Annotated in this window: 16 protein-coding genes; 11 read left to right on the forward strand and 5 right to left on the reverse strand. The window is 40.0% G+C overall.

Going from position 1 to position 22,754, the window contains the following annotated elements; genetic code table 11:
- Positions 1 to 51: 51 nt before the first annotated feature.
- Both ACO6S2_RS12115 and ACO6S2_RS12120 read left to right on the forward strand, forming a co-directional pair.
- A complete protein-coding gene (locus tag ACO6S2_RS12115) occupies positions 52 to 219 on the forward strand; it encodes a hypothetical protein (RefSeq protein ID WP_422358815.1) in 168 nt (55 codons plus the stop codon).
- Between the two features lie 156 nt (positions 220 to 375).
- Positions 376 to 567 (forward strand): hypothetical protein, encoded by a 192-nt coding sequence (locus ACO6S2_RS12120; RefSeq protein ID WP_422358816.1) that lies wholly within the window; start codon positions 376 to 378, stop codon positions 565 to 567.
- Here the strand turns inward: ACO6S2_RS12120 and ACO6S2_RS12125 are convergent.
- The 5 genes from ACO6S2_RS12125 to ACO6S2_RS12145 form a co-directional block, all read right to left on the reverse strand.
- A complete protein-coding gene (locus tag ACO6S2_RS12125) occupies positions 554 to 2,941 on the reverse strand; it encodes a leucine-rich repeat domain-containing protein (protein ID WP_422358817.1) in 2,388 nt (795 codons plus the stop codon). The two genes, ACO6S2_RS12120 and ACO6S2_RS12125, sit on opposite strands and share 14 nt — an antisense overlap.
- Before the next feature lie 2 nt (positions 2,942 to 2,943).
- On the reverse strand, positions 2,944 to 3,777 hold the full coding sequence (locus ACO6S2_RS12130; protein WP_422358818.1) for a hypothetical protein: 834 nt from the start codon (positions 3,775 to 3,777) through the stop codon (positions 2,944 to 2,946).
- Positions 3,774 to 4,349, reverse strand: coding sequence for a hypothetical protein (locus ACO6S2_RS12135; protein ID WP_422358819.1), 576 nt, complete (start codon positions 4,347 to 4,349; stop codon positions 3,774 to 3,776). The genes ACO6S2_RS12130 and ACO6S2_RS12135 overlap by 4 nt, the downstream gene beginning before the upstream one ends.
- Positions 4,350 to 4,370: 21 nt before the next feature.
- Complete coding sequence (locus ACO6S2_RS12140) at positions 4,371 to 4,862, reverse strand: nucleoid-structuring protein H-NS (protein WP_422358820.1); 492 nt, start codon at positions 4,860 to 4,862, stop codon at positions 4,371 to 4,373.
- A 146-nt stretch (positions 4,863 to 5,008) separates the two neighbouring features.
- Complete coding sequence (locus ACO6S2_RS12145) at positions 5,009 to 6,040, reverse strand: sensor histidine kinase (protein WP_422358821.1); 1,032 nt, start codon at positions 6,038 to 6,040, stop codon at positions 5,009 to 5,011.
- A 256-nt stretch (positions 6,041 to 6,296) separates the two neighbouring features.
- Here ACO6S2_RS12145 and ACO6S2_RS12150 point away from each other — a divergent pair, with 256 nt between their 5' ends.
- The 9 genes from ACO6S2_RS12150 to ACO6S2_RS12190 all read left to right on the forward strand — a co-directional run bounded on the left by ACO6S2_RS12150 (position 6,297) and on the right by ACO6S2_RS12190 (position 22,754).
- The gene (locus tag ACO6S2_RS12150; RefSeq protein ID WP_422358822.1) at positions 6,297 to 7,988 is read left to right on the forward strand and encodes an FG-GAP-like repeat-containing protein; all 1,692 of its coding nucleotides are present in this window, start codon (positions 6,297 to 6,299) and stop codon (positions 7,986 to 7,988) included.
- A gap of 166 nt (positions 7,989 to 8,154) precedes the next feature.
- Positions 8,155 to 9,459, forward strand: coding sequence for a sensor histidine kinase (locus ACO6S2_RS12155; protein ID WP_422358823.1), 1,305 nt, complete (start codon positions 8,155 to 8,157; stop codon positions 9,457 to 9,459).
- Positions 9,460 to 9,491: 32 nt separating this feature from the next.
- A complete protein-coding gene (locus ACO6S2_RS12160) occupies positions 9,492 to 10,172 on the forward strand; it encodes a hypothetical protein (protein ID WP_422358824.1) in 681 nt (226 codons plus the stop codon).
- An 80-nt stretch (positions 10,173 to 10,252) separates the two neighbouring features.
- Entirely contained in the window at positions 10,253 to 11,479 is a 1,227-nt protein-coding gene (locus ACO6S2_RS12165; RefSeq protein ID WP_422358825.1) for an alpha/beta hydrolase-fold protein, read from the forward strand.
- A 73-nt stretch (positions 11,480 to 11,552) separates the two neighbouring features.
- Positions 11,553 to 12,068, forward strand: coding sequence for a HEAT repeat domain-containing protein (locus ACO6S2_RS12170; RefSeq protein WP_422358826.1), 516 nt, complete (start codon positions 11,553 to 11,555; stop codon positions 12,066 to 12,068).
- Between the two features lie 3 nt (positions 12,069 to 12,071).
- The gene (locus ACO6S2_RS12175) at positions 12,072 to 13,490 is read left to right on the forward strand and encodes a protein adenylyltransferase SelO (protein WP_422358827.1); all 1,419 of its coding nucleotides are present in this window, start codon (positions 12,072 to 12,074) and stop codon (positions 13,488 to 13,490) included.
- 65 nt (positions 13,491 to 13,555) lie between these two features.
- On the forward strand, positions 13,556 to 15,580 hold the full coding sequence (locus ACO6S2_RS12180) for a M13 family metallopeptidase (protein WP_422358828.1): 2,025 nt from the start codon (positions 13,556 to 13,558) through the stop codon (positions 15,578 to 15,580).
- Positions 15,581 to 15,852: 272 nt separating this feature from the next.
- Positions 15,853 to 20,874 (forward strand): beta strand repeat-containing protein, encoded by a 5,022-nt coding sequence (locus ACO6S2_RS12185; RefSeq protein WP_422358829.1) that lies wholly within the window; start codon positions 15,853 to 15,855, stop codon positions 20,872 to 20,874.
- A gap of 2 nt (positions 20,875 to 20,876) precedes the next feature.
- The gene (locus ACO6S2_RS12190) at positions 20,877 to 22,754 is read left to right on the forward strand and encodes a hypothetical protein (RefSeq protein WP_422358830.1); all 1,878 of its coding nucleotides are present in this window, start codon (positions 20,877 to 20,879) and stop codon (positions 22,752 to 22,754) included.

Consider the following 22,754-nt stretch of genomic DNA (forward strand, 5'->3'; position numbering starts at 1 on the left):
ACTTTTTTTGAAACAAAGGAGAAAGGAGGAATAATGTACAAATCAAAATGGATGAAATTTCTAATTTCTGGTTTTGCATGGATGACAATGTTGTTGGCACTCATCAGCTGTATAAAACAAGAGTCTACAAAATTATCCGACGATCAGCAAGTGGAGACTGTGGAAGCTGAGAAGGGTTCGACTTCTGCCAAATCAGATTCTACATTGATTACAAAATAATTCAACAGTTTTATCAATCACATATTAATTCTATCCAATAATGTTAACGCATTTGACCAAGGTGCCAGAGGTATGTTTAATTCGAAGTCCGCCGAGGGTTAGCGGCTTGTTAAAAACAGAAACTGAATACAACATCTTCCTTAAAAAAATACGAACATGAAAACTTCCTTTTTAGACTATTACAAACTCATTCTAGAGAAAGTTAGTTTTGATAAAGGCCTACTGGCCAAGGAATATCAAAAAGCGATTAGGTCACTTCAGCCTGATGAACTTGAGGAATTTCAACACTGGCTAGAATCTAGCAACCTGCAATTGAAACCAATCCAAAACCGATCTAGTAGAAGGTGATTTCACAATCAGGTCGAAGGGCCTGAAACTCATCTATTTTACTTTGACTAATTCGCGTATTGTTGCAGATGAGTGTTTTGATTCTGCGCATGCTTCCGAGTCGATCTAGCCTCCATATTCTTGTGTTGCTAATATCTAACGATTCCAAATCCACCAGTTTGTCGATGCCTTTTAGGTTTTTCAGGCCTGTACGAGAGCAATTGAGATGCTTTAGCGAACTCAAGTAATACAGGTCTTTCAAGTCCTCCATAGCGGTGTTAGAAATATTCAATGATTTCAATTGATTCAATTGATCAATGCCTTCAAGAGTTTGAAGCGGTCCATTTGTATAGCTCAGATTTTCAAGGCTATTTATACTGTAGAGCTCACTCAGGTTAGTAAGTTTCAATCGATCCAGGCTTACTGATTTAAGATTGATGAAGGCTTGCAAGGGAGCCAGCGAAAGTATGGGTTTGTTGTTGATTTCAATTTCTTGACGTTCAACCAATTGATGCAAATGGTAGGCATCAGAAGCAGGTAGGTTGAAAACTGTTTGCCAGGTAGGAGAAATGTTGTTCCACCAGGCAAGCAATGAATCAGATTGATAAATAACGACTGTCTGAGGATTGGCAGAAAGATGTTCTATTACCTGCGCCTCTTCTATAAAAGTGCCTTCTACATCTAAATGCTCTAGACTGTGCAATTGTTCTAACCTCTTCACATCTTTAAGTTTAGTTTGGCTCAGATTGAGATGCTTTAGTTCTTTGTTTGATTGCAGGTCGTTTGCAGATTCTACTGGCAGGTTGATACCAATCAGCGTCTCCAATTCGGGCATTTCTTTGGCAAATGCTAAGGTCACGAAATCATTATAACTGACATCAAGGTATTTGAGTCGTTTGAATTTAGAAAGGGGAGCTTCGATGTAGAGCTTCTTGCTCGCAACATTCAAAGAATCGATGATCAACAGTTTGGCTAAATCTTCTTTGGTGGGCTCGTCGTGGCCGATCAGCTCTACAAATACATTTTTCCAGTTGGTAGGTAGTTCTATCCACCATTTCGTTACTTGCTCACTATTGGTGACTACTACTATTTGGGGATGTGCTGTCATAAAGTCTGAGGCCACTTGCTCGGTAATGCCAGATAGATCGGCATAAATCTTTCTTAGACTTGGATTGTCTCCAACTGGCTTAAATGATTTAACCGCAGTTTGATTGATATATAACTCCTTTAAAGCAGGGTGTTTATCCAGACCATTAAGATTGACAATTTGTGATTCGGACAAATCCAATAATTCTACCTGAGGCAGACTTTGAAAAACAAACAAGTGATCCACTTGTGTTCGAGATAAGTTTACCTCCTTTAATTCCGTATTTGAAGCGAGGAGTGTAGGATCATCAAAACTGGTGTTGGACAAGTTGATGTGTTGTAAAAGCTTTAGTGACTTTATCGGACCAAAGTCTGAAATGGATGTAGCTGAAAGATTCAGCTTTCTTAGATTAGCCAATCGACCAATTTCTTCTATGTCTTTGACATCCGTTTGAGAAAGGTTTAGGGTATTTAATGCTGGGAAATATTGCAGCACAGATACATCAGAGACTTTGGTGTTGGAAGCGTCTAACGCTTCCAGATTTCTGGCATATCGCAGAGGATTCAAATCTGTAATTTTTGTATTGCTTATGTCCAGAAATTTCAGATCCTTAAGTGCAGAAAGTGCTTCCAAATCCCGAATGAAAACATTACTGGAAAGGTCTAGGCTGTCTATCGATGCTAACTTCTTTAAAGCTGAATCAGAGATAGAGTCAAAAGCCACTTGCTGATTAAAAATGGTGACCCATTCAAAGGATAGGCTTTCCCACCAAAGTTGTAGTTCCTTCTCTCTGTTTACTTTCGTGCTATATACACTTACTATTTTTAGGTCGCTGGCTTGCTCATCGAGGTTCAATTCAATAAACCTTTTCTTGGATTGGCTTTGACTTTGCCCATCAAAGGTTACAGCGGTGATGGTACTTTCGAAACTTGCGAGGAAGTAGTAAGAATCATCTTCAAGCTCAACTTTTTCAATTTCAATACCCTGAAAGTCGAATTGAATGTTGTCAAAAAAGAAGTCCACATCGCGCAAGTAAGAAGATACATCCTTGTTGGTAATTACTTTCCTGTCCAATGCCAAGTCATCTTCAATTTGAACGAATTGATCTTTGAATACCTTTTTATAACTCTCCGATATAATTACCTCTTTGTCACGTGTAGAGCTCTTGCTAGAACCTACTGTGTTGAGCATATACTTGTAGAAGTTCACCAAGCTGCGAGCTTCGTCATACCGGGTAGAGTCCTCGGCAACTTGTGCTTGAGCGGCTATGAATGTAAAGCAGAGTAAAAAAGAAAAAAGGTATTTCATGGTTAGTCCTTGCGATAGATATAATCTTTCATTTGCTGTTTTTGGTCCTCATTCTCCAATGGAACCAGACTTGAAATCAACCAACCAGAATTATAACCAGGTCTATTAAAGTTGGTAATGGAAAAGTAATAGCCATCTATAGCGAAAAAGTGGAAGGCTGTGTTTTTGGCAGAAACAAAGGTCAAGTTACCCTGATTCAGTTCAAATAAGAATATACTTAAATAATCTGGCTCGTAAGAATCCAAAGTATATTGTTCGGCATGCTTCTGCTTGTCTAGCGCTTTGCGCAAAGTCATAAAATCTAACTCATGACTCATTGGATGCAGGAACTGTTTGTCTTTACCAGATGCCTTATCGAAATACTTACTAAATTCACTGAATGCCACATCCTGAATCACCCATTCATATCCTTTGCCTTGAGGTTGCAATTGCATGTACAGTGTGCCACTAATTGATCTGCCTTTGTATTTGAAAGTGGCACTAACTTCAACAAACCAGTCGTCCTTGTGAAAGTCCAAGAATTTGGGAGACTTCTTGTCTGTGATGGTTTTGATAAAAGTTTTGGCTACCGATTGATCTATTGGACTGGTTTGCGTATCGAACAGGACGGGTACATATTTCTTCCTGAGTGAGGCGTCTCTGTACCGTTTGTGCGTAGGATAGTAGCGCTTGCCATTTTCATCTTCCTCACCGTTGAAACGTCTGAAGAATTGGTTGATTTGTTTCGTTGAAGCTCTGAGTTGATCTTCAGTGGCTTTCATGTCATCGGTGAGTCCTTGACTCACCGATACATGAAATGATAATAAGGTTAAAAACGCGAATGGGAGGGTTCTCATGCAGATGTTTCAGTTACTCTGATGTCGCCTAACATCACGTCCCAAAATTCTATAATTCGTCCAGCGATTTGTGTTTCTTTTCGCTTTACAAAGATGGTAATATCCTTTTTGGTCGTATCCTTGTACTCCATGGTTCCATCTTTAGAACTTCCTTCAAAGCGCTGGTAAACTGTGATTACTCCCACGAAGGTGCCGTCAGGTTGTTGTTCCAAGTCACTCACATAGTGGATGTCATACCATTGGATTTTCACCTTGTCGTAGTTTAGAGCCATCAGTCGCTCAAAGTACTCTCTTACTTTGTAGTAATTCACTTCTTCTCTTTCTAAAGAAGAAACGCCCATCTCGCTGTTTTCAGCAAATAACTCCTCTGCGCGATCCATTACTCGCTGAGCTTCAGAAAACTGTGTTTCTTTGTTTCCAATAATACTGATGTATTTACTCAGGTCTTTTACCTTCTCCAGTGCCAGGGAATCAATAGCCTGCTTCCTTCTGGGGTCAATGTCGTTTTGAGCGAATGCGCTGACACCGAACAATAAGCTCAGTGAAAGGGCAGTATATTTTATCAATTGCATGTCTTTATGTTCTAGTTAAGATTATTTTTTTAGCACCAACTCTTTGATTCGGCCTTCGCTGTCGTAAACTACTTCTTCTACCGTGGCCGCTTTAGTTTTGGTGTCTTTTAGATAGTTCAAATATTTGGAGATGGTAGTAGGCTCATCATAATCAGGATTAGCACCATCATTGTAAATCACGATCAGTACAGGAGCATCTGGACTGCTAAACATATTGAGTGCTTGATCTATGTTGCCGTTGGCGGCATCTGTGGTAGCTGCACCTGAAACCTCTCTGAAATAGTTATTTAGTTTTTGCTCTTTTGAAAGTATTTTTTCTGGAACTCTTTCTTCCACTACTTCCTCAGTTACTTCTTCAAGCTCTTCTGCCACTTGTTCCTCTACTGGTTCAACCTCCTCAACTGGAGTGACCTGCGCTAGATTCTTTTTAGTCTTACAAGAAGACGCACCAATTATCAAGGCCACCAGTAATGCGAGTGTAAGTGGCGTAGTATTTAAAATGTGTTTTGTCATGGTTGAAATAATTTGAATGTGTTTATAATATTCATTTGTTCAAACGTCAGGCACTATTACAAATAGCGTTCCAGTTCTGACTAACGAGATGAAAATAGTTTTATTTAATGAAATATTTGAAATATGGGAAGATAATTCCACAGGTGCTAAGCAGTAGCTGTCTCTAGTTTCATTGGAATAGAAACAATAAAGGTCGTTCCCTGGCCCAATTCGCTGTCTACCTTGATTTTTCCACCTAGCTGCTGACAAAGACTTTTGATGATTGAAAGTCCTAAGCCGTTTGATGGTTCACCATCTGTAGGTACTGCAGAGAGCCTTGTAAACGGTTTGAACATTTTTTGTTGGTCTTGTTCACTAATTCCGGGACCCTCATCGGTGATTTTAAGAACCAGTTGTTCATCTTCTTGGTTAAGCGAAATCAAAATGCTTGTGCCTTTCTCAGAAAATTTGATAGCATTAGACATCAAATTGTCCATGATTCTTGAAAGTAATCCCTGATCCGTTTGGAGCTCAAGGTTTTCATAATTCCCATCTAGTTTCAATTTTTGTTTTTTGGAGGATAGGGATTTTTCGAAGTTGGCTTGCCAGTCATTCACGAATTCTCCAAGTCCAAGAGTCGAAATTTTTAGTTCAGGTTTCTGGTTTTTAGCTTGATTGATATCCAGTAGATCTCGAATCATTTCATTTCCATGTCGTACTACAGAACGAATTTTTGCAATGTAGTCCTTCTGATCATCACTCAAGTTTCCATCCATGGAGACCAGTTGTATAAGTCCTTCAATGTTATTGAGAGGTGTTCTTAGATCATGCGCGACAATACTGATAATACCATCCTTTTCTCGGTTGACGTCTGATAACTTTGCGAAGGAGTTGGTCAAGTGCTCAAAGGCTTCTTCAATGGCAATGTTTTTGACCTTGATTTCTTCGTAAGCCTTTTGCAGTTTTTCTGATTGCTCCTGTAATTCTTCTTTTTGTTTTGAAATTTCTGAGGTACGTTTTTCTACTTTTCTCTGTAAAACACGTCTTTGGATTTTGGTGCGCCTGGTGTAGAGTTTGAATAGGAAATAAGACCCAATAATGACAATCAACACAAACAGCAAAACCAGCCAATAGCTAATATCACCGCTGTCGGACAACGAGTTCGTTGCCTGTAACGCCACTATTCTTTTCCCAAACATGCTTCCTTCTTTGTTACCGAAAATAAAAAGGTTCTACTTATAAACTTCCTTTTTGATAAAAAATTTCTGATACAATGAAATTCTTAGAAGAAACAATTGAGTTGAAGATACTATTCTGATTAAGTCTCGCAGAGCATATAGCCATTAGGAGAGGAATCTATATTTTGCAGCAAAAAAAGAAGAGTTAAGTATGATCGGAATTTACCTTTAAATTAGGAGATAAGGACATTTTTGAAGAGAACTCAAAATAGATGAAATGAAAAAAATTGCAACTTTCAGCGTATTACTCTCCTTAATGTGGTCAACTCATTTATTAAATGCGCAGTCTGATCCATCTCAAGCAGTACAGGAGTCTTTTCAAAAATTGAATGGCGGGAATATTGATGAAGCGATCAATGATTTAACAAAAGTTCTTGAAACAAACCCGAATCACGGAGGAGCCTTGAGTATGCTTGGATTGGCCTATAGACGGAAGAAAGATTATGGTAGATCGGTTGAATTTTACCAAAAGGCGGCTGAAACACAACCCCAAAACTCAAGTACTCAATTCAATCTAGGTATAGCTTACGCATTGGCATCAAAAATGGATGATGCTTTTGCGGTCCTAATTTCATTAAAAGATAAAAATAATTTTAATATCACGAATATCGGCTTGAGCCCTGCCTCAGAGATGCTTAAGAAAGATTCGAGATACAAAGAATTGTTCCCATCTGATGCTGCTTATGCTAATCCGTTTGTAGAGAAAGGGGTGAATATTATACATGATTGGAGTGGAGAAAGCCAGAACGATCAATTTGGTTGGATTGGAAGGAACATAGGAGATGTAGATGGGGACGGCGTGATGGATGTTACCGCTTCTGCACCAACGAACAACGAAGCTTCGCCAAATAGTGGGAAGGTGTACGTCTATTCTGGTCAGTCTGGAAAGTTGATTTGGTCCTATGCTTCAGCAGATGCCAATGGCCAATTGGGAATGAGTATAGAAGCTGCGGGTGACGTGAATAAAGATGGTATACCAGATGTAGTGGCTGGTGCACCCTATGTAAACAAGACATTTGTATTTTCAGGAGGCGACGGTTCTTTGATTTATGAATGGCAAGGCTCGGATGAAAGAGGTGCTTTCGGCCGTGGGGTAAGAGGTGTAGGGGATGTGAATGGCGATGGACATAGTGATGTGCTCATTGGTGAACCTTATCAAATTTGGGGTGGCCCCTTAAATAGCAGTAAAATTGAGCATGCTGGAAACACCTATTTGTATTCTGGGAAGGATGGCTCAATTCTCCAGAAGTGGAGCGGTGAAGAAATAGGTGATGGGTTTGGGACCGCATTAGCTGGAAAAACTACAGAAGGCTCGTCAATATTGATGATCGGAGCACCAGGTGCATCTAACGGTGGCAAGGTCTATGTCTACGAAGGAATGAAGAAAAAGGCGACATTTACTATCGACCCAGATGACACGGGTAGAAGATTAGGTGGAATGTTTATGTCAGTTGTTGGCGATGTCAATAATGATGGAGTACAAGACGTATATGTCTCAGATTTTGCCAATGCTGCATTAGGAAATTCTACGGGCAGAGCCTATGTTTATTCTGGCAAAAACGGAAAGCAGTTGTACACTTTTACAGGAGAAGGTCCTGGAGAAGGTTTTGGTATTGGGGTAGCCGATGCTGGAGATACAAACAGAGATGGATATGACGATTTAGTTATAGGGGCCTGGCAGCATGCTTCTGCTGCTCCATCTGGAGGGAAAGTGTATGTGTATTCCGGAAAAGATGGCAGGGAACTTCGTACCCTTACGGGAAGTGTGATGGGTGAAACATTAGGTTTTGACGCAACTGGTATTGGCGATGTGAATGGCGATGGAAAAGTCGATTTGTTATTGACTTCCGCTTGGAGTGCAATTAATGGATCACGTTCAGGGCGCATGATCGTCGTGGCAGGTAAATGACAATTTTCGGTTGTTGTTATGATATCAAGTCAGATCTACTTCTTTTGGGTTTGACTTTTTTCTTTTCATTTTTTCAGTTCTTTACATTCGGTTTTATGAGGAACTAGCTATACTTTTGATTTATCCACCTGCCACAGAAAGGTATTTGAGAAGAAAAAGGTTAGTGATGGCAAGAAAAGGTATTGTCTACAAATTGAGGAATCTCTATTCTTTGGGTTGTTCTGATTCTCTGAACATCTATGAGGAATGTAAACTGGGGATCATTAATCGCCTCACGCTTATATGCATACTTCTCAGTTTAAGTTTGATTGCTGTCAACCTAAGCATCGGAAATTACCAGGGAATAATCATTGACCTTCTCGTTATTCTTGTTGTTCTACTACCAGTACTTGGCCTCAATTATTATCATAAATACCGATCAGCTGAATATGTTTTTTTATGGGGTGTGCATCTGGCAGTAGTGGCAGGGTCCATTCATGCAGCTATTGAAAACAGGCCAAATGAAATAGAATTGCTTCTGATACCTAGTGCTATAGCCGTTGTTATTTTGTTAGATGGATTGGGTCAATGGCTGTTGTTTGTATTTAACCTAATTGCTTTTTTGGTGCTGAAGTATTTCATTGTTGAATTGGATGGTTCTGGATATTTTAAACTAGCTGCTATTGTGATGGTTGCCTATACCGGTATCTACTATTTTGTCATTCAATTCAAAACCCAGCTGATTAGAGCATTACATAAAACGGAAAATCTGAATGAAAAATTAATTGAAAAGGAGAAAGCTCTTACAGAGTCCAACTTAGCTAAAGACAAACTTTTCTCTATTGTTGCTCATGATTTAAGGGCTCCTTTAGGACTTATTCAAAGCTTATTAGACCCTTCTATTATCACCAGCTTGGATCGTCAGAAATTCATGGATTATCAAGCGACTATCAGGTCCAGATTCAAAGTACTACAAGAGAATATGAACAATTTGTTGACTTGGGCGCAGTCACAATTGGGTAGTTCGAAACGAGTGGTCTCTCAATTCGACTTGGTGACTGAAGTTAATTCAATCATTGACTTGTTTGCGGATATGACAGCATCCAAGCAAATCAAAACGGTGAGAGAAGGGCAAGATGAGATAGTGGTGAATCTGGATAAAAATCATGTCAATATTATTCTTAGAAATTTGGTTCACAATGCTATAAAATTCTCGCCTCAAAACGGTTCGATTAGTATAAATCTAGACCAAACATCTACTAGTACAATAATTCAAATAATAGATTCAGGTAAAGGTGTGAATGATGAAATGAAGTCAAAAATTTTGGATGCTAAATTGATGGACTCTGGTATTGGAACGGGGGGAGAAAGAGGATCCGGCGTTGGACTTAGTTTTTGTCAAGAGCTAATCAAAAAGAATAAAGGAAGTTTAGATATTAAAGACAATCCATCAGGCGGTGCCATTTTTGAAGTAAGCTTTATAGAAGCGTAGTCTATTGAAATTGACTATTTGATTAAACAAGTATGAAGCAAGGCACGATTAATCTATTTCACATTCCTATCACGGATCTTATTCACCAGATTGACAATGAGTTTGAATGTGTCTATGACTATCAGAAGCATGTAATTTTCTTAAAGAATCAATCTGGTGATACCATAGGACAGATCAGATTACCACTTCATTTGACTTTAAATGATCAACTTGAAATCCTGAATGAAAATACTCAAACCTTATATCTGAGTATAGAGTCCGGCAATGCTGCGATATGTACGATGAAAGGCAAAACCAACACCTATCACACCACTTTTTCTGCTTACATGACCAGAAAGAAACAAGGTGTGAGTCAGATCAAATACTTGAATAAAAAGGGAAAGTCGAGGGCAGGCTCCAGAGTTCGTTTGGCCAAGACCATAGAATTCTTTGAAAACATTAATTCAACATTAGGCGATTTGCTGAAAGAGGAGACTTATTCAAGAATTGGGATCAATTGCAACGCTACTTTAATACCTTTTTTATACAATTCTAAAGTTCAGTGTCCCTGGGATAAGAAAGACCAGAGGCTGTACAAAATACCATTACATATTCCTCAATCTAACTTTACTCATCTAGACAAAGCCATCAAGAAGCTTATGGCTCCCTTGCTGATTTACGATAATCGATTCAAGGATGAGCTAAAAATATTTGATAGCCTAAATAATTGTTAACCTTATGTTAACGTATGGGGAAAGCAAAGTCGGATATTGGAAATAGTCGATCTTGCATAAGCACTAACAAACTCAAAATCATGTATCATTTAAGGATTCTTATTTTTTTTCTTTGTGTAACTGTATCGGCTGTAGCACAGGAGTCCATTCAGATCGGACAATTACATACCATTTCTTCCAAATTTCTGGATGAAGAAAGGGTTATTCAGGTCTACCTACCAAAAAGTTATAAAGATACTGATAAGCAATACCCTACACTTTACATATTAGATGGTCAATGGTATTTCTTCAATGGTGTTGCCATTCAAGAATCTATGAGAGGCGAGTACTTGCTTCCGGAGATGATCGTAATAGGGGTTTTGATGGACAGGCCGGGTAGAAATCAAACCCTAAGCAAACAATGGGATGAGTTTAAAAGCTTTGTTCAATTGGAGTTAGTTCCACATGTCAACAACAACTTCAGAACTACCCAAGAGAACATCTTGTTTGGCTGGGAAAACGCAGGCTTCATGGCTTGCGAGTTGATCTTGGACAAGCAAGGTGTCTTTGACGGAGCTATAGCTTCCAATGGAGCCTACATAGATGATGAAATGTTCCTGCCATTTGACTCCTTGAATGCTCGTAGGTATCTGTACCTGGCTAATTCTACAAAAGACATCTATACGGTCTCTTATACTGATCAAGCTGCTGAATTTCTTAAAAACACTAAATCAGACAATCTCATTTGGGAGTATCGCCAGTTCAATGATGAAATTCATGAGGCATCGGCTAATGTGTCTTTGTATCAAGGACTTAAGTTCTACTATCACAATTTTTCTTCATTGGCTTTTAGTAGCATTGATGAATTTTATTCCTTAGGTGGAATACCTTATGTGGAGTCTTATTTCAAATCAAGAGGAGAACGTTTTCAGTTACCAACAATAGTAGATGAAGGCACAAAAAATACACTGATATGGATGGCTTGGAAACAAGATAGGTTTGAAGCTTTTGATCTATTTATGAACGAGTTTTCGGAAGTGCTCGATACCAAACGGTATGCATCTGCTTATTGGCAAAATCGCTTAGCGCAATTTTATTTAAAGAATGAGGCCTTTGAGGATGCCAAAAAGTATTTCGAACAGGGAATTACAAAATATCCTGAGGAAAAATATTTGGCCAAAATGTATAGAGGTCTGGGACAAACATATTTAGGTCTCGGACAAAAAAAATTAGCCAAGTCACAATATAAACAAGCCATAAAAATAGCGAAGGAAAACAATGATCCAGACCTGGAAAAATATCAAGCAGAACTAAAAACTATAGGATGAAAAATTGAAGGTGGATGATTTATCTACTTTGACCCCGGCATCATTTACCTTTGCTGGGAATCAATATTGAACAATGGATATATCAGCGCTGGTAGCACAACTATCTGGAGAATTAGATGATCAGGCTTTTAAAGCTTCGGACCTCTTGGCCCAAAATAATTCAGCCGAAGTGGTAGGCGAAATGATTAAGTTACTCGAGCATTCGAATGACGAATCTAAGATACTGGCCGCTCGAACTCTGGGCTTGATTGAAGACAATAGTGATGCGCTAGTTGCATTACTGGAAGCTATCGATAAGAACCCCAAGATTGCGGGGGAACTACTGGTTCATTTGGAAGGTTTTGACCTAAGCGATAAGTATGTGGCTCTCTTTAAGTTGTCCCTTTTTGGAAGCTTCAAGGTGTCATCTGTGGCTCAGGATCTAATGGATCATAAGGAATTTGATATTACACCTAGGGTTTTGAAGAAAGCCAAAAAGGCTTGGCATCACTATCAAAACAATGTCAAACAAGACGAGCTGTACGAGCTCAAAAAGGTAGAAGTGGAAGAGTTACTTAACGATCTTCAGTCATTTATAGACAGCGAGTAGTTTATGACAACATTAGAAAATTCCTACCGAGACAACCTACCTTCAAAGTTTTATAGTGACCAATTACCAACCTCAGTTCCAAATCCTGAAACAATTTGTTTCAATAATAACTTGGCGAGAGAGCTGAAACTTCAGGAAGAACTGTCAAACCCAGAACTAGCTATTCATTTCCTTTCAGGAAGAGAAGTTCTTAAAGGAACCCATCCTATAGCACAAGCCTATGCTGGCCATCAGTTTGGTCAGTTTACCATGCTAGGAGATGGAAGGGCAGTGTTACTCGGAGAGCATGTCATTGATAGTCATCGTTTCGACGTTCAACTCAAAGGTTCAGGGGCTACCAATTATTCCAGAAGAGGAGATGGGAGAGCTACGTTGTCTTCTATGCTCAGAGAATACTTGATGAGCGAAGCCATGTTTCATTTAGGCATTAAGACGACAAGGAGTTTGGCTGTGATGAAAACCGGCGAGTCCGTTTACCGAGAACAAGTTAATGATGGTGCTGTGCTGACACGAATAGCCGAAAGTCATATTCGTGTGGGCTCGTTTGAATATGCTCGTTTTTACACGGATCAATTAGCAGCGTTCACAAAATATGTAATCAAAAGACACGACCCAGATTTGTTAGAATCGGAAAACTATGCCCTTGAATTTCTTGAAAGGGTAATGAATAGACAGATTGATCTGATTGTAAATTGGATGCGTGTTGGGTTTATTCATGGAGTGATGAATACGGACAATATGTCCATTGCGGGAGAAACTATTGATTACGGACCTTGTGCCTTTATGAATGCCTATCATCAAAACACAGTTTTTAGTTCAATTGACAAGCAAGGACGGTACGCTTTCGGAAATCAACCGAGAATAGCACATTGGAATTTGGCAATTTTAGCCAATGCACTTCTTCCCTTGATTGACAAGGAGGAAAAAGCAGCTGTAGAGCAAGCAGAAAGAGTGATACAGACATTTCCTGATTTGTATGAAACTAGCTTTTATAAGATGATGATGAATAAATTAGGAATTGTTAATACTTCTATGGAAAATAGAAAGCTGGTAGATGAACTGCTCGTTTTGTTACAAAATCATCAAGTGGATTACACCAACTTTTTTGTATCACTTCGCTATAAGTCATTAGAACCAAAGCTGCTTAAAGATAGTCTATTCCAGGACTGGCTAAAGAAGTGGGAATTGGCGCAAACACGAAATGATGGCTCCGAGGAGGGGCTGATGCTGATGGATCAAAGCAATCCGGTAATCATTCCAAGAAATCATTTAGTTGAAGAAGTACTGAAAGAAGCGGTTGAAGGCGATGTTGAGTCATTTAATAAGTTGGTGGCCAAGCTTTCAACGCCGTATGTCCAACAAGAGATTCAACACATACCTTCTGGTTTTGATAGGTCCTACCAGACGTTCTGTGGAACTTAATGCACTTATTCTCATTCATTTTGCGGCCTCAAAATTTGGATTATCTTTGATTAAACACATGTCCTATGAAAAATATATTCTGCTTCTTTCTTATCCTAATCTTTACAGTTTCATGTTCTGATAAAAAACTGATTGACAAACAGCCAAAGCGTCAATACGTAGATGTGAAGGGATTAGACTCAAGTATTAGACCTGGAGACAACTTTTTCAAATACGTCAATGGCCTTTGGCATGATACCGCTAGAATAGCTGATGACCAATCTGGGGTAGGGTCATACCGATTTTTGAATATCCCTCAAAAAGTACTTTTGCGGAATATTTTGGAAGAGCTGGCTGCTGAAGAATATGCACAGGGAAGTATTGAACAGCAGGTTGGTGATTTTTATGCTTCTGGTATGGATACGCTTAGTATCAATCGGTTGGGTTATGAGCCAATCAAACCAACTCTGAACAGCATTGATGCTATTGAGAACGTCTCTGATTTAATGAGTTTTATAGCGGACGATCTCAAGTCAGGTGTATCTTCAATAATTAGTTTAGGTATTTATCCTGATCAAGCTAATAGCAATGTAAATATTGCCCATTTTAGCCAAACTGGGTTGGGGTTGCCTGATCGTGATTATTATTTTAAAACTGACTCTTCCTCTGTTGCCATTCAGCAATCTTATCAAGCTTATCTCCAAAATCTATTTGAACTGACCGAAACTGAAAATGCAGAGTCTTTGGCTAACATAGTTTACAGTATAGAGAAACAATTGGCTGAATCACATAAAACGAGAATCGAACGTAGAGATGTCAAAGCCAATTACAACAAACTGTCGCTAGCAGCTATTGAGCAACGACAGCCAAACATTGGCTGGTCTAACTTATTTGAAAAACTTGATCTGGAAGCTGATTCGATTGACATGAGACAACCAGCTTATTATGATCGCGTCCAGGCCATGTTGAAAACTGTGCCTCTGGAGGATTGGAAAGCTTATCTAAAAGCAAATACGATAGCCACTAATGCAAGTGTACTAAGTAAAGATTTTGAGTCAGCGGAATTTGAATATACCAAACTTTTATCGGGCCAATCTACCCAAAAGTCGAGAGCAGAACGAATGGTGCAGATGGTTGATCGTCGCCTTGGCTTTGCTTTGGGACAAGTGTATGTGAAGCGACATTTCAATGAAGATGCAAAAAAAAAGGCCCTTGAGTTGGTAAACAACCTCCAAAAAGCATTTGAAAATAGGATGGACCAGTTGGATTGGATGAGCGACAGCACCAAACTAAAAGCCAAAGAGAAATTATATGCCATCACAAAGAAAATTGGATATCCAGATGTGTGGCGTGAGTACAAGGGTATCGAGATAGATAAAAGTAAATACTTTGAGAATGTTGTTGAACTTAGAAAAGAGCTCTTCAGATACAATTTAGCTAAGTTGAACAAAGCTCCAGATAGAGAGGAATGGAGAACTACACCTTCAACAGTTACAGCTTACTATATGCCACCATTAAATGAAATTGTATTTCCTGCAGGCATTCTACAATATCCTTACTTTGATCTGTATGCAGATGATGCTATCAATTATGGAGGTATAGGTATGGTAATTGGGCATGAACTGACGCACGCCTTTGATGATCAGGGAGCCCAATACGATAAAGATGGAAATGTAAAAAATTGGTGGACCGAACAAGATTATGAAAAATTTAAGGCTCGAACTCAGAAAATGATTGACTTGTACAGCTCTTTCACTGTGTTAGATAGTGTAGCTTTAAAAGGTGCACTTACTGTTGGTGAAAATACGGCCGACAATGGAGGAATTGCTATTGCTTATGACGCCTTTAAAATGACCAATCAAGGACAAGACACTACTAAAATTGATGGTTTTACACCTGATCAGCGTTTCTTTTTGTCTATCGCTAGAATCTGGAGGGTAAAAATGAGAAAGGAGTTTTTGAGGAATTATGTAGCAGTAGATCCGCATTCCCCAGCCATGTGGAGAGTGAATGGTCCACTAATGAATTTCACTCCATTTTATGAGGCATTTGATGTGCAAGCAGGTGATAACAATTACAGAGCAGAGGAGGACCGAGTGAGCATTTGGTAATTGATGTTTTGGCAATAATTGAGTAGTTTATTGCTGTTAGTCTCTTTTTTTTGAATATTCGTCGAATTATATGTTTATTGTGTTAACTACTTGTTTATTTTGAAAATGGTAGCGCTGATAATGCCAAACTCTACTTGAAAAGACTTTGAAATTAATGGCCAATCCATAGACCATCCGTCCTTATTATCCCTGTGAGAGAAAGGCTGCAATTAAAGCAGTAAAGAAAAGTGATGACTTTTAAGTTGATTGTAATAACTGGCAATATTTCAACCATGGTAAAACAAATAATAAGTGCTTTAGCAATTCTTCTAGTGGCCTCTACGGCTCAGGCACAAAACTCAATTGGAGTAAATACAGATTCTCCTAGTCCAAATGCAGCGATGGATATAAAACCAGTCGCAGGGCAAGCTCAGGGTATTCTTATACCAAGGCTGACTACAGGAGAACGTACGGGAATGGCTCTGGGAGCAGCCGACAATGGTATAATGGTTTATGATGAAACTTTGGGTAGTTTGTTCATTTGGAATGGCGTTTGGAATCCTGTAGCTATCGAGGGAACCATTGTGGTAGATGGAATTACTATTAGCGGAGATGGGGGTGGTACACCGTTGGCTGTAAATGTAGGAAATGCAGCAAACCAAATTGTCCAGTTAGATGGATTAGCCAGACTTCCTGCGGTTGATGGTTCCCAGTTAACAGGGGTAACAGCAACAATAGGTGCTGGGTCAGTAACTACCACCGAGATTGCCGATGGTACCATCGATGGTGTTGACATAGCAGGGACTACCATCACAGATGCAAATATCAATGATGTGGATTTTGGGAAAGTCACCAATGTCCCTGTCAATTTGGATATAGATGCAACAGACGATATTACCACCGCTGACGTAGGTAACGCTGCGAATCAAATTGTCCAGCTAGATGGTTCGGCGAGACTTCCTGCTGTTGATGGCTCTCTGTTGACAGGAGTAACTGCAACAATAGGGGCAGGATCAGTAACTACTACGGAGATTGCAGATGGCACCATTGCAGGTGTTGACATTGCGGGTACTACCATTACCGATGCCAATATCAATGATGTTGATTTTGGAAAGATAACCAACGTACCAGTAAATCTGGATGTAGATGATACGGATGATTTGACTACAGCCAACCTTGGCGTGGCAGCGGGCAATGTTGTCCAGCTAGATGGTTCGGCGAGACTTCCTGCTGTTGATGGCTCTCAGTTAACAGGAGTAACTGCCACAATAGGGGCAGGATCAGTAACTACTACGGAGATTGCGGATGGTACCATAGCGGGTGCTGACATAGCAGGTACTACCATTACAGATGCCAATATCAATGATGTTGATTTTGGAAAGATAACCAACGTTCCAGTAAATCTGGATGTAGATGACACAGATGATTTGACCAATGCTGACCTGGGCGTTGCAGCGGGCAATGTTGTTCAATTAGATGGTTCGGCAAGATTACCAGCCGTGGATGGATCTCAGCTTACCAATCTTCCGGCGCCAGTCTTAGCAGCTAATTCGGTTACAACCTCAGAAATAGCAGATGGTACCATAGCAGGTGCAGACATAGCAGGTACTACTATTACAGATGCAAATATCAATGACGTTGATTTTGGAAAAGTTACCAACGTTCCGGTTAATTTGGATGTAGATAACACAGATGATTTGACCAATGCTGACCTGGGCGTTGCAGCGGGCAATGTTGTTCAATTAGATGGTTCAGCAAGATTACCAGCAGTAGATGGTTCACAACTAACTAACCTACCAATCATTCCAGTTAACTCAGACGGTACAACTGTATTAGGAGACGGCGATGCCACAGCGCTTAATGTCAATGTAGGTGTAGGTCCAAATCAAATAGTTCAGCTTGATGGTACGTCCAGGCTACCAAATGTTGATGGCTCACAACTCACTAATCTGCCAATTGTTCCTATTAATTCTGATGGGACTACGGTTCTTGGAGATGGAGACGCTACAGCATTAAATGTCAATGTGGGTGTAGGCCCAAATCAAATAGTTCAGCTTGATGGTACGTCCAGGCTACCTAATATCGATGGTTCACAACTCACTAATCTGCCAATCACTCCAGTTAACTCAGACGGTACAACTGTATTAGGAGACGGCGATGCCACAGCGCTTAATGTGAATGTAGGTGTAGGCCCAAATCAAATAGTTCAGCTTGATGGAACGTCCAGGCTACCTAATATCGATGGCTCACAACTCACTAATCTGCCAATTGTTCCTATTAATTCTGATGGGACTACGGTTCTTGGAGATGGAGACGCTACAGCATTAAATGTCAATGTGGGTGTAGGCCCAAATCAAATAGTTCAGCTTGATGGTACGTCCAGGCTACCTAATATCGATGGTTCACAACTCACTAATCTGCCAATCACTCCAGTTAACTCAGACGGTACAACTGTATTAGGAGACGGCGATGCCACAGCGCTTAATGTGAATGTAGGTGTAGGCCCAAATCAAATAGTTCAGCTTGATGGAACGTCCAGGCTACCTAATATCGATGGCTCACAACTCACCAATCTGCCAATCACTCCAGTTAACTCAGACGGTACAACTGTATTAGGAGACGGCGATGCCACAGCGCTTAATGTGAATGTTGGAGTAGGTCCAAGTCAAATCGTTCAATTGGATGCATCTTCAAGACTACCTAACATAGATGGTTCACAACTTACGAATCTACCTGTAACCGTAGCTTCAGGAAATGGTGTGACGGTTTCAGGTTCAAATATCGACTTAGGAGGTGTGCTAGGGAGTACGTCTACCATCACTACGGCAGCCGGATCGGATATCATAATTGATGGTGCTGGGACTTTGGACGTAGATGCCTTAGCAGATTTTAGTGCTCAATCTAATTTCTCAAACATTAATGTAACAGGAGGTAGCATCTCAGGTGCAACTTTAACACAGACCGATAATACCTTTTCAATAGAGGATGATGGAACAGGAAATAGTGCAACCTTTGAGTTGAGCGCTTTGACAGCCGCACATTCATATGCTTTGCCGGATAATTCTGGGCAACTAGCCTTAACCAGTGATATAGCTGCTGCTAGTTTATGGGCCGATAATGCAGGAGATATCAACTACTCTAGTGGTTTGGTTGGAATTGGTACAACCACTCCAGGAACCGATTTGCATGTTTATAACAATGGCTTAGATCAGATTTCTGCTTTAACTGTTGATGCACAAGGCACGCAGACAAGTCAATTATCTGCCATTATTTTACAAACGTTGGGAGATGGTGCAACTGATGTAGGAGATGTAAGTACAAATGGTTGGATGCTTCTCGGATATGGTGACGCATTTGGAGATGCCACGAGACAAAACGAGCTATCTTTTTCAAATTTTATGGGTGGAACCGAGACTGCGGCAGTTCTACATCTTGAACCAAATGGAAATGTTGGAATTGGTACAGGTGACCCGTTGTCAACATTTCAGGTAGAGCAAAGCTTAGCACTGTCACATTTTGAGAATGCTACCCAAGCCATCAACGGTGATTTTATTGGCTCTGATCTTTATGTTGATAAGACAAATACAACAGACAACGACTTAGTCAGAAATTCAGGATCCCAGGCAAGTTTTATATTTTTAGAAAATGGAGAAATTTCCTTCCATTATACGCCATCTGGAGCGGCTAATGGAGTATTGAGTCTTACAAGTGACATTGAAACTTCTCTGACTCTACAAAATGATGGATCAGCTGAATTTAATGAAATGGTTAGATTCAATTCAAACGAAGCCATCGCCATTGCTGCAGGTAGTAGTTTTGATAGAGATGCAATTACAACACCGATACCAGGTATGTTAAGGTTTAATTTTGATGATGATCAGTTTGAAGGGTACTCATCAGGTGGGTGGTCAAGTTTTGGAAACTCGTCTTTTTCAAATATAAATACCCCAATTACTTTTGATGGCGATGCGTCAGGCCTTATACAAGTTAACCCACCTTCCAGTGGGCCGGGTGGCGTAATGCACTTGCTAGCTGGAGACGCCGCGGGTGGTAGCGCCGCTGATGGAGGCAATGTGATCTTACAACCTGGGTTTGGTGATGGAGCAGGGTTTGATGGAGTAATAGATTTACAAGGCGATGCATATATGAGAGCCAGTTCTATTTTTTCAGCAGGAATCGACCATGACATTTTAGTTGAAGGAGCAACATCATCAGTAGGTAACAACCTTTCGGTAAGGGCTGGAGACGGAGATTCCGGTTTTAACGGAGGTAATTTGATATTAGCACCCGGAACTGGAGTGGGTAACCCTGGTCATATTGAAATGGACGCCAATACTGCCTTGGTATTGCCTCGTGGAAATGATATTGAACGAAGTGGAATTATTACTCCCATAGATGGTATGATTCGATACAGCAATGAAGGTGGTTCAGAAGGGTTTGAAGGAAGAGTGTCAGGTGTTTGGCAGCCACTTGGTGGAGGAAGTATCACTGGTGCTGCCAATGGATTGAATGTGAATGGTAGTAACATTGAGCTGGGTGGGACATTATCTACATCCACCGAGATTTCTGTGAATGGAAACGAATTCTCAATTAGAAGAGGTTCTCCCACAAATGCACCAACCATGCATGTGTATAATGATAATGGCTCGATTGGAACAGGAGGGAATATTGTTTTTGATGGGATCAATAGTTCAGCTGTTCAAACAGAAATTGGTAAAGTAGAAACGAGATTTACTAACAATACAGCCGGGGTAGAGGCTTCAGAGTTGGTATTGAGTGTGAAAATGAGTGGGGCTTTGGTTGAAGGTCTGAAAATAGATGATGCTGGCGAAGTGAATGCCAACGCGTATAAGTATAATAGCCCGGTTACTAAGTATTACGGAATTCCTCCTGTTGCTTTTAATCTCACTAAAAAAGCAAATACGACAGATGAACTAGAGTCAAATGGTGGAGGAGCTGTATACGTTTTAGCTACTGAAGCTGGGACAGGTGCTCAACTATCTGCACCCGTTCATTTGCCTGATGGAGCAGTGATTCAAGCTGTCGAGATTATGGGTAGGAATACTTCTGGTGCAGATGCCGTGGCTCATTTTGCCGCTAAGTCTTATTCTACAGCATTTACTTTCAACGATGTTGTTACTATTCCAGATGGAACTTCTGGTATTACTGGTTTTCCGATCGCTGCATCTGTTGGGAAAATTATTGACAATAACTCAAATAATTATTTTATATATATCGATTTGGACACTCCAGTAGGCCCGTCAGCTGATTTCACTGGGGCTCGGATTACTTACCGAATGGACTATGTAGACTAAACATGAAGTATTTTTCAATTTTCATATTACTTCTATTTTCTAGGTTAGGGTTTGCCCAAACTACTAACCTGGGAGCTTCTACAACCTTAAATGTAAAAGGAACTGCTACTTTTTATATTGGAGGTGGTGCTACTTTTAATGGGCTAATAGATAACGAAGGTAATATTCTTGTAGAAGAGGATGCATATGTTGTCGGAACCGTCAGCAACAGAGGAACCCTAGTGGTTAGGGGAGATGCACACTTTGATCCTATATCAGTTACGAACAATGACGTAGAATCAACGCTCGGTATTAGAGGAAACACTCTAGTGGATGGTGTTGTAGGTAATAATGGAGATTTGTTTATCACAGGGGGTGAAACCTCAGTTGTCAATGGATCTATAGATAATAACGGCACATTTAATGTAGAGTCGAACCTACAGCTCAGTGGGATGTTGGACAATACCAGTGGTCAATTTGGTATGTTAGGAAATTTGGTGGTTGATGGGACTCTTATTAATCCTGATGGAGCCGAGAGTGCTATTGATGGAGATGTAAATTTGAATACACCTTTCTCTAATGGTGGAAAAATTAGTGCAACCGGAACAGCAATCATCAATGATGAATTTGTAAACACGAATGAAGCGCTATTTGGAGGAGAGACTTATTTTGAGAATACCGCTGTCAATGAAGATACAATTGCTTTCGCCTCAAATGTCACCTTCAATGGAGCCCTAACTAACAATGGAATCATTTTCTCAGTTGAAGATGGTGAGTTGAATTTTGTTAACAATAAGCACCTGGGCGACTTAAGTTTTATTGATGTAGAGGACAGAGCTACTATTAACGAAGTGATTTTGGTCAGTAGTGCAGATTCTATTTTTATCAATGAACTCAACCTTAATACTATTGGTACAGTTACGCTACCGCCGAATTTTGTTTTGGTACAATCTGGATTAAACATTGAGAAAGGAGTATTAAATGCAACCAATCAAGAGACTTTCTTAGTACAAGGACAAGTCAATGTTAATTCTGACAATGAGACTTCAACACCTTCTTATGTGGAAGGTCAAATGCTGGCCGTTACAAACGATACAGTGGCAACAGTTTTTCCTATGGGCATCAACGGCTCACCTAATTATGTTGCGATAAATAGTAGTACGCCAGGCGTAACTGTCAAGGTGGAGTGTAAGCAACCGGATCCAGATAGTCTGATTACTGACGAAAATACCATGGGATTGGCTCAGGAAGTAGAGTGGGTTATTCAGGCTCTTGGCGATAGTGCAGAAATAAATGTATCTGTTAGTTACTCTGGAGTTGATTTCACTAGTACACCTAATTTTATTAATGCCAGAGAATACGACGCCACGCTACAGCGATTTGCACAAGGAGACTCGGTATTTACGGCTCTGCAAACCACTGGTTCGGTTAATGACAATATTGGTACTACTATTCCGGAAGCCGGTACTATACGCACGGCTGACAAGATTTGGATTACTTCAAAACCAACGCGGTTTGCATTGGGTATTTCACCTGTACTTACAGAACCAGAGGTTTACCTTCCAAACGTATTTTCTCCTGGAGCGTTGCTGAGTGATAATACGATTTTTAGACCATTTGTAGGTGGAGCGATTGTAAATTCAATTACATTTCTAATTTTTGATTCATTCAATCGTGAAGTATATACCGCTACCTTAACAGGAGAAGATCTCAAACTAGACGATTTGGGTTGGGATGGAAATTTAAAAAGTGGACAAGAGGCACCCGAAGGGGTGTATTATTATAATGTTAGCATTTCCTATGATATAAGTAACGAGGTAAGTGATAAGTATTTTAGTAATGGAGAGAGAAATCAGACTCAGGAGTTTAGCAAATTAGGATCTGTGCTATTGGTTAAATAA

The sequence above is a fragment of the Reichenbachiella sp. genome (assembly GCF_965233835.1).
Lineage (GTDB): Bacteria > Bacteroidota > Bacteroidia > Cytophagales > Cyclobacteriaceae > Reichenbachiella.

Bases quoted from the DNA above. Each gene is read 5' to 3' on its own strand.
- ACO6S2_RS12115 (WP_422358815.1), top strand. From the start codon at position 52: ATGAAATTTCTAATTTCTGGTTTTGCATGGATGACAATGTTGTTGGCA.
- ACO6S2_RS12120 (WP_422358816.1), top strand. From the start codon at position 376: ATGAAAACTTCCTTTTTAGACTATTACAAACTCATTCTAGAGAAAGTT.
- ACO6S2_RS12125 (WP_422358817.1), bottom strand. From the start codon at position 2,941: ATGAAATACCTTTTTTCTTTTTTACTCTGCTTTACATTCATAGCCGCT.
- ACO6S2_RS12130 (WP_422358818.1), bottom strand. From the start codon at position 3,777: ATGAGAACCCTCCCATTCGCGTTTTTAACCTTATTATCATTTCATGTA.
- ACO6S2_RS12135 (WP_422358819.1), bottom strand. From the start codon at position 4,349: ATGCAATTGATAAAATATACTGCCCTTTCACTGAGCTTATTGTTCGGT.
- ACO6S2_RS12140 (WP_422358820.1), bottom strand. From the start codon at position 4,862: ATGACAAAACACATTTTAAATACTACGCCACTTACACTCGCATTACTG.
- ACO6S2_RS12145 (WP_422358821.1), bottom strand. From the start codon at position 6,040: ATGTTTGGGAAAAGAATAGTGGCGTTACAGGCAACGAACTCGTTGTCC.
- ACO6S2_RS12150 (WP_422358822.1), top strand. From the start codon at position 6,297: ATGAAAAAAATTGCAACTTTCAGCGTATTACTCTCCTTAATGTGGTCA.
- ACO6S2_RS12155 (WP_422358823.1), top strand. From the start codon at position 8,155: ATGGCAAGAAAAGGTATTGTCTACAAATTGAGGAATCTCTATTCTTTG.
- ACO6S2_RS12160 (WP_422358824.1), top strand. From the start codon at position 9,492: ATGAAGCAAGGCACGATTAATCTATTTCACATTCCTATCACGGATCTT.
- ACO6S2_RS12165 (WP_422358825.1), top strand. From the start codon at position 10,253: ATGTATCATTTAAGGATTCTTATTTTTTTTCTTTGTGTAACTGTATCG.
- ACO6S2_RS12170 (WP_422358826.1), top strand. From the start codon at position 11,553: ATGGATATATCAGCGCTGGTAGCACAACTATCTGGAGAATTAGATGAT.
- ACO6S2_RS12175 (WP_422358827.1), top strand. From the start codon at position 12,072: ATGACAACATTAGAAAATTCCTACCGAGACAACCTACCTTCAAAGTTT.
- ACO6S2_RS12180 (WP_422358828.1), top strand. From the start codon at position 13,556: ATGAAAAATATATTCTGCTTCTTTCTTATCCTAATCTTTACAGTTTCA.
- ACO6S2_RS12185 (WP_422358829.1), top strand. From the start codon at position 15,853: ATGGTAAAACAAATAATAAGTGCTTTAGCAATTCTTCTAGTGGCCTCT.
- ACO6S2_RS12190 (WP_422358830.1), top strand. From the start codon at position 20,877: ATGAAGTATTTTTCAATTTTCATATTACTTCTATTTTCTAGGTTAGGG.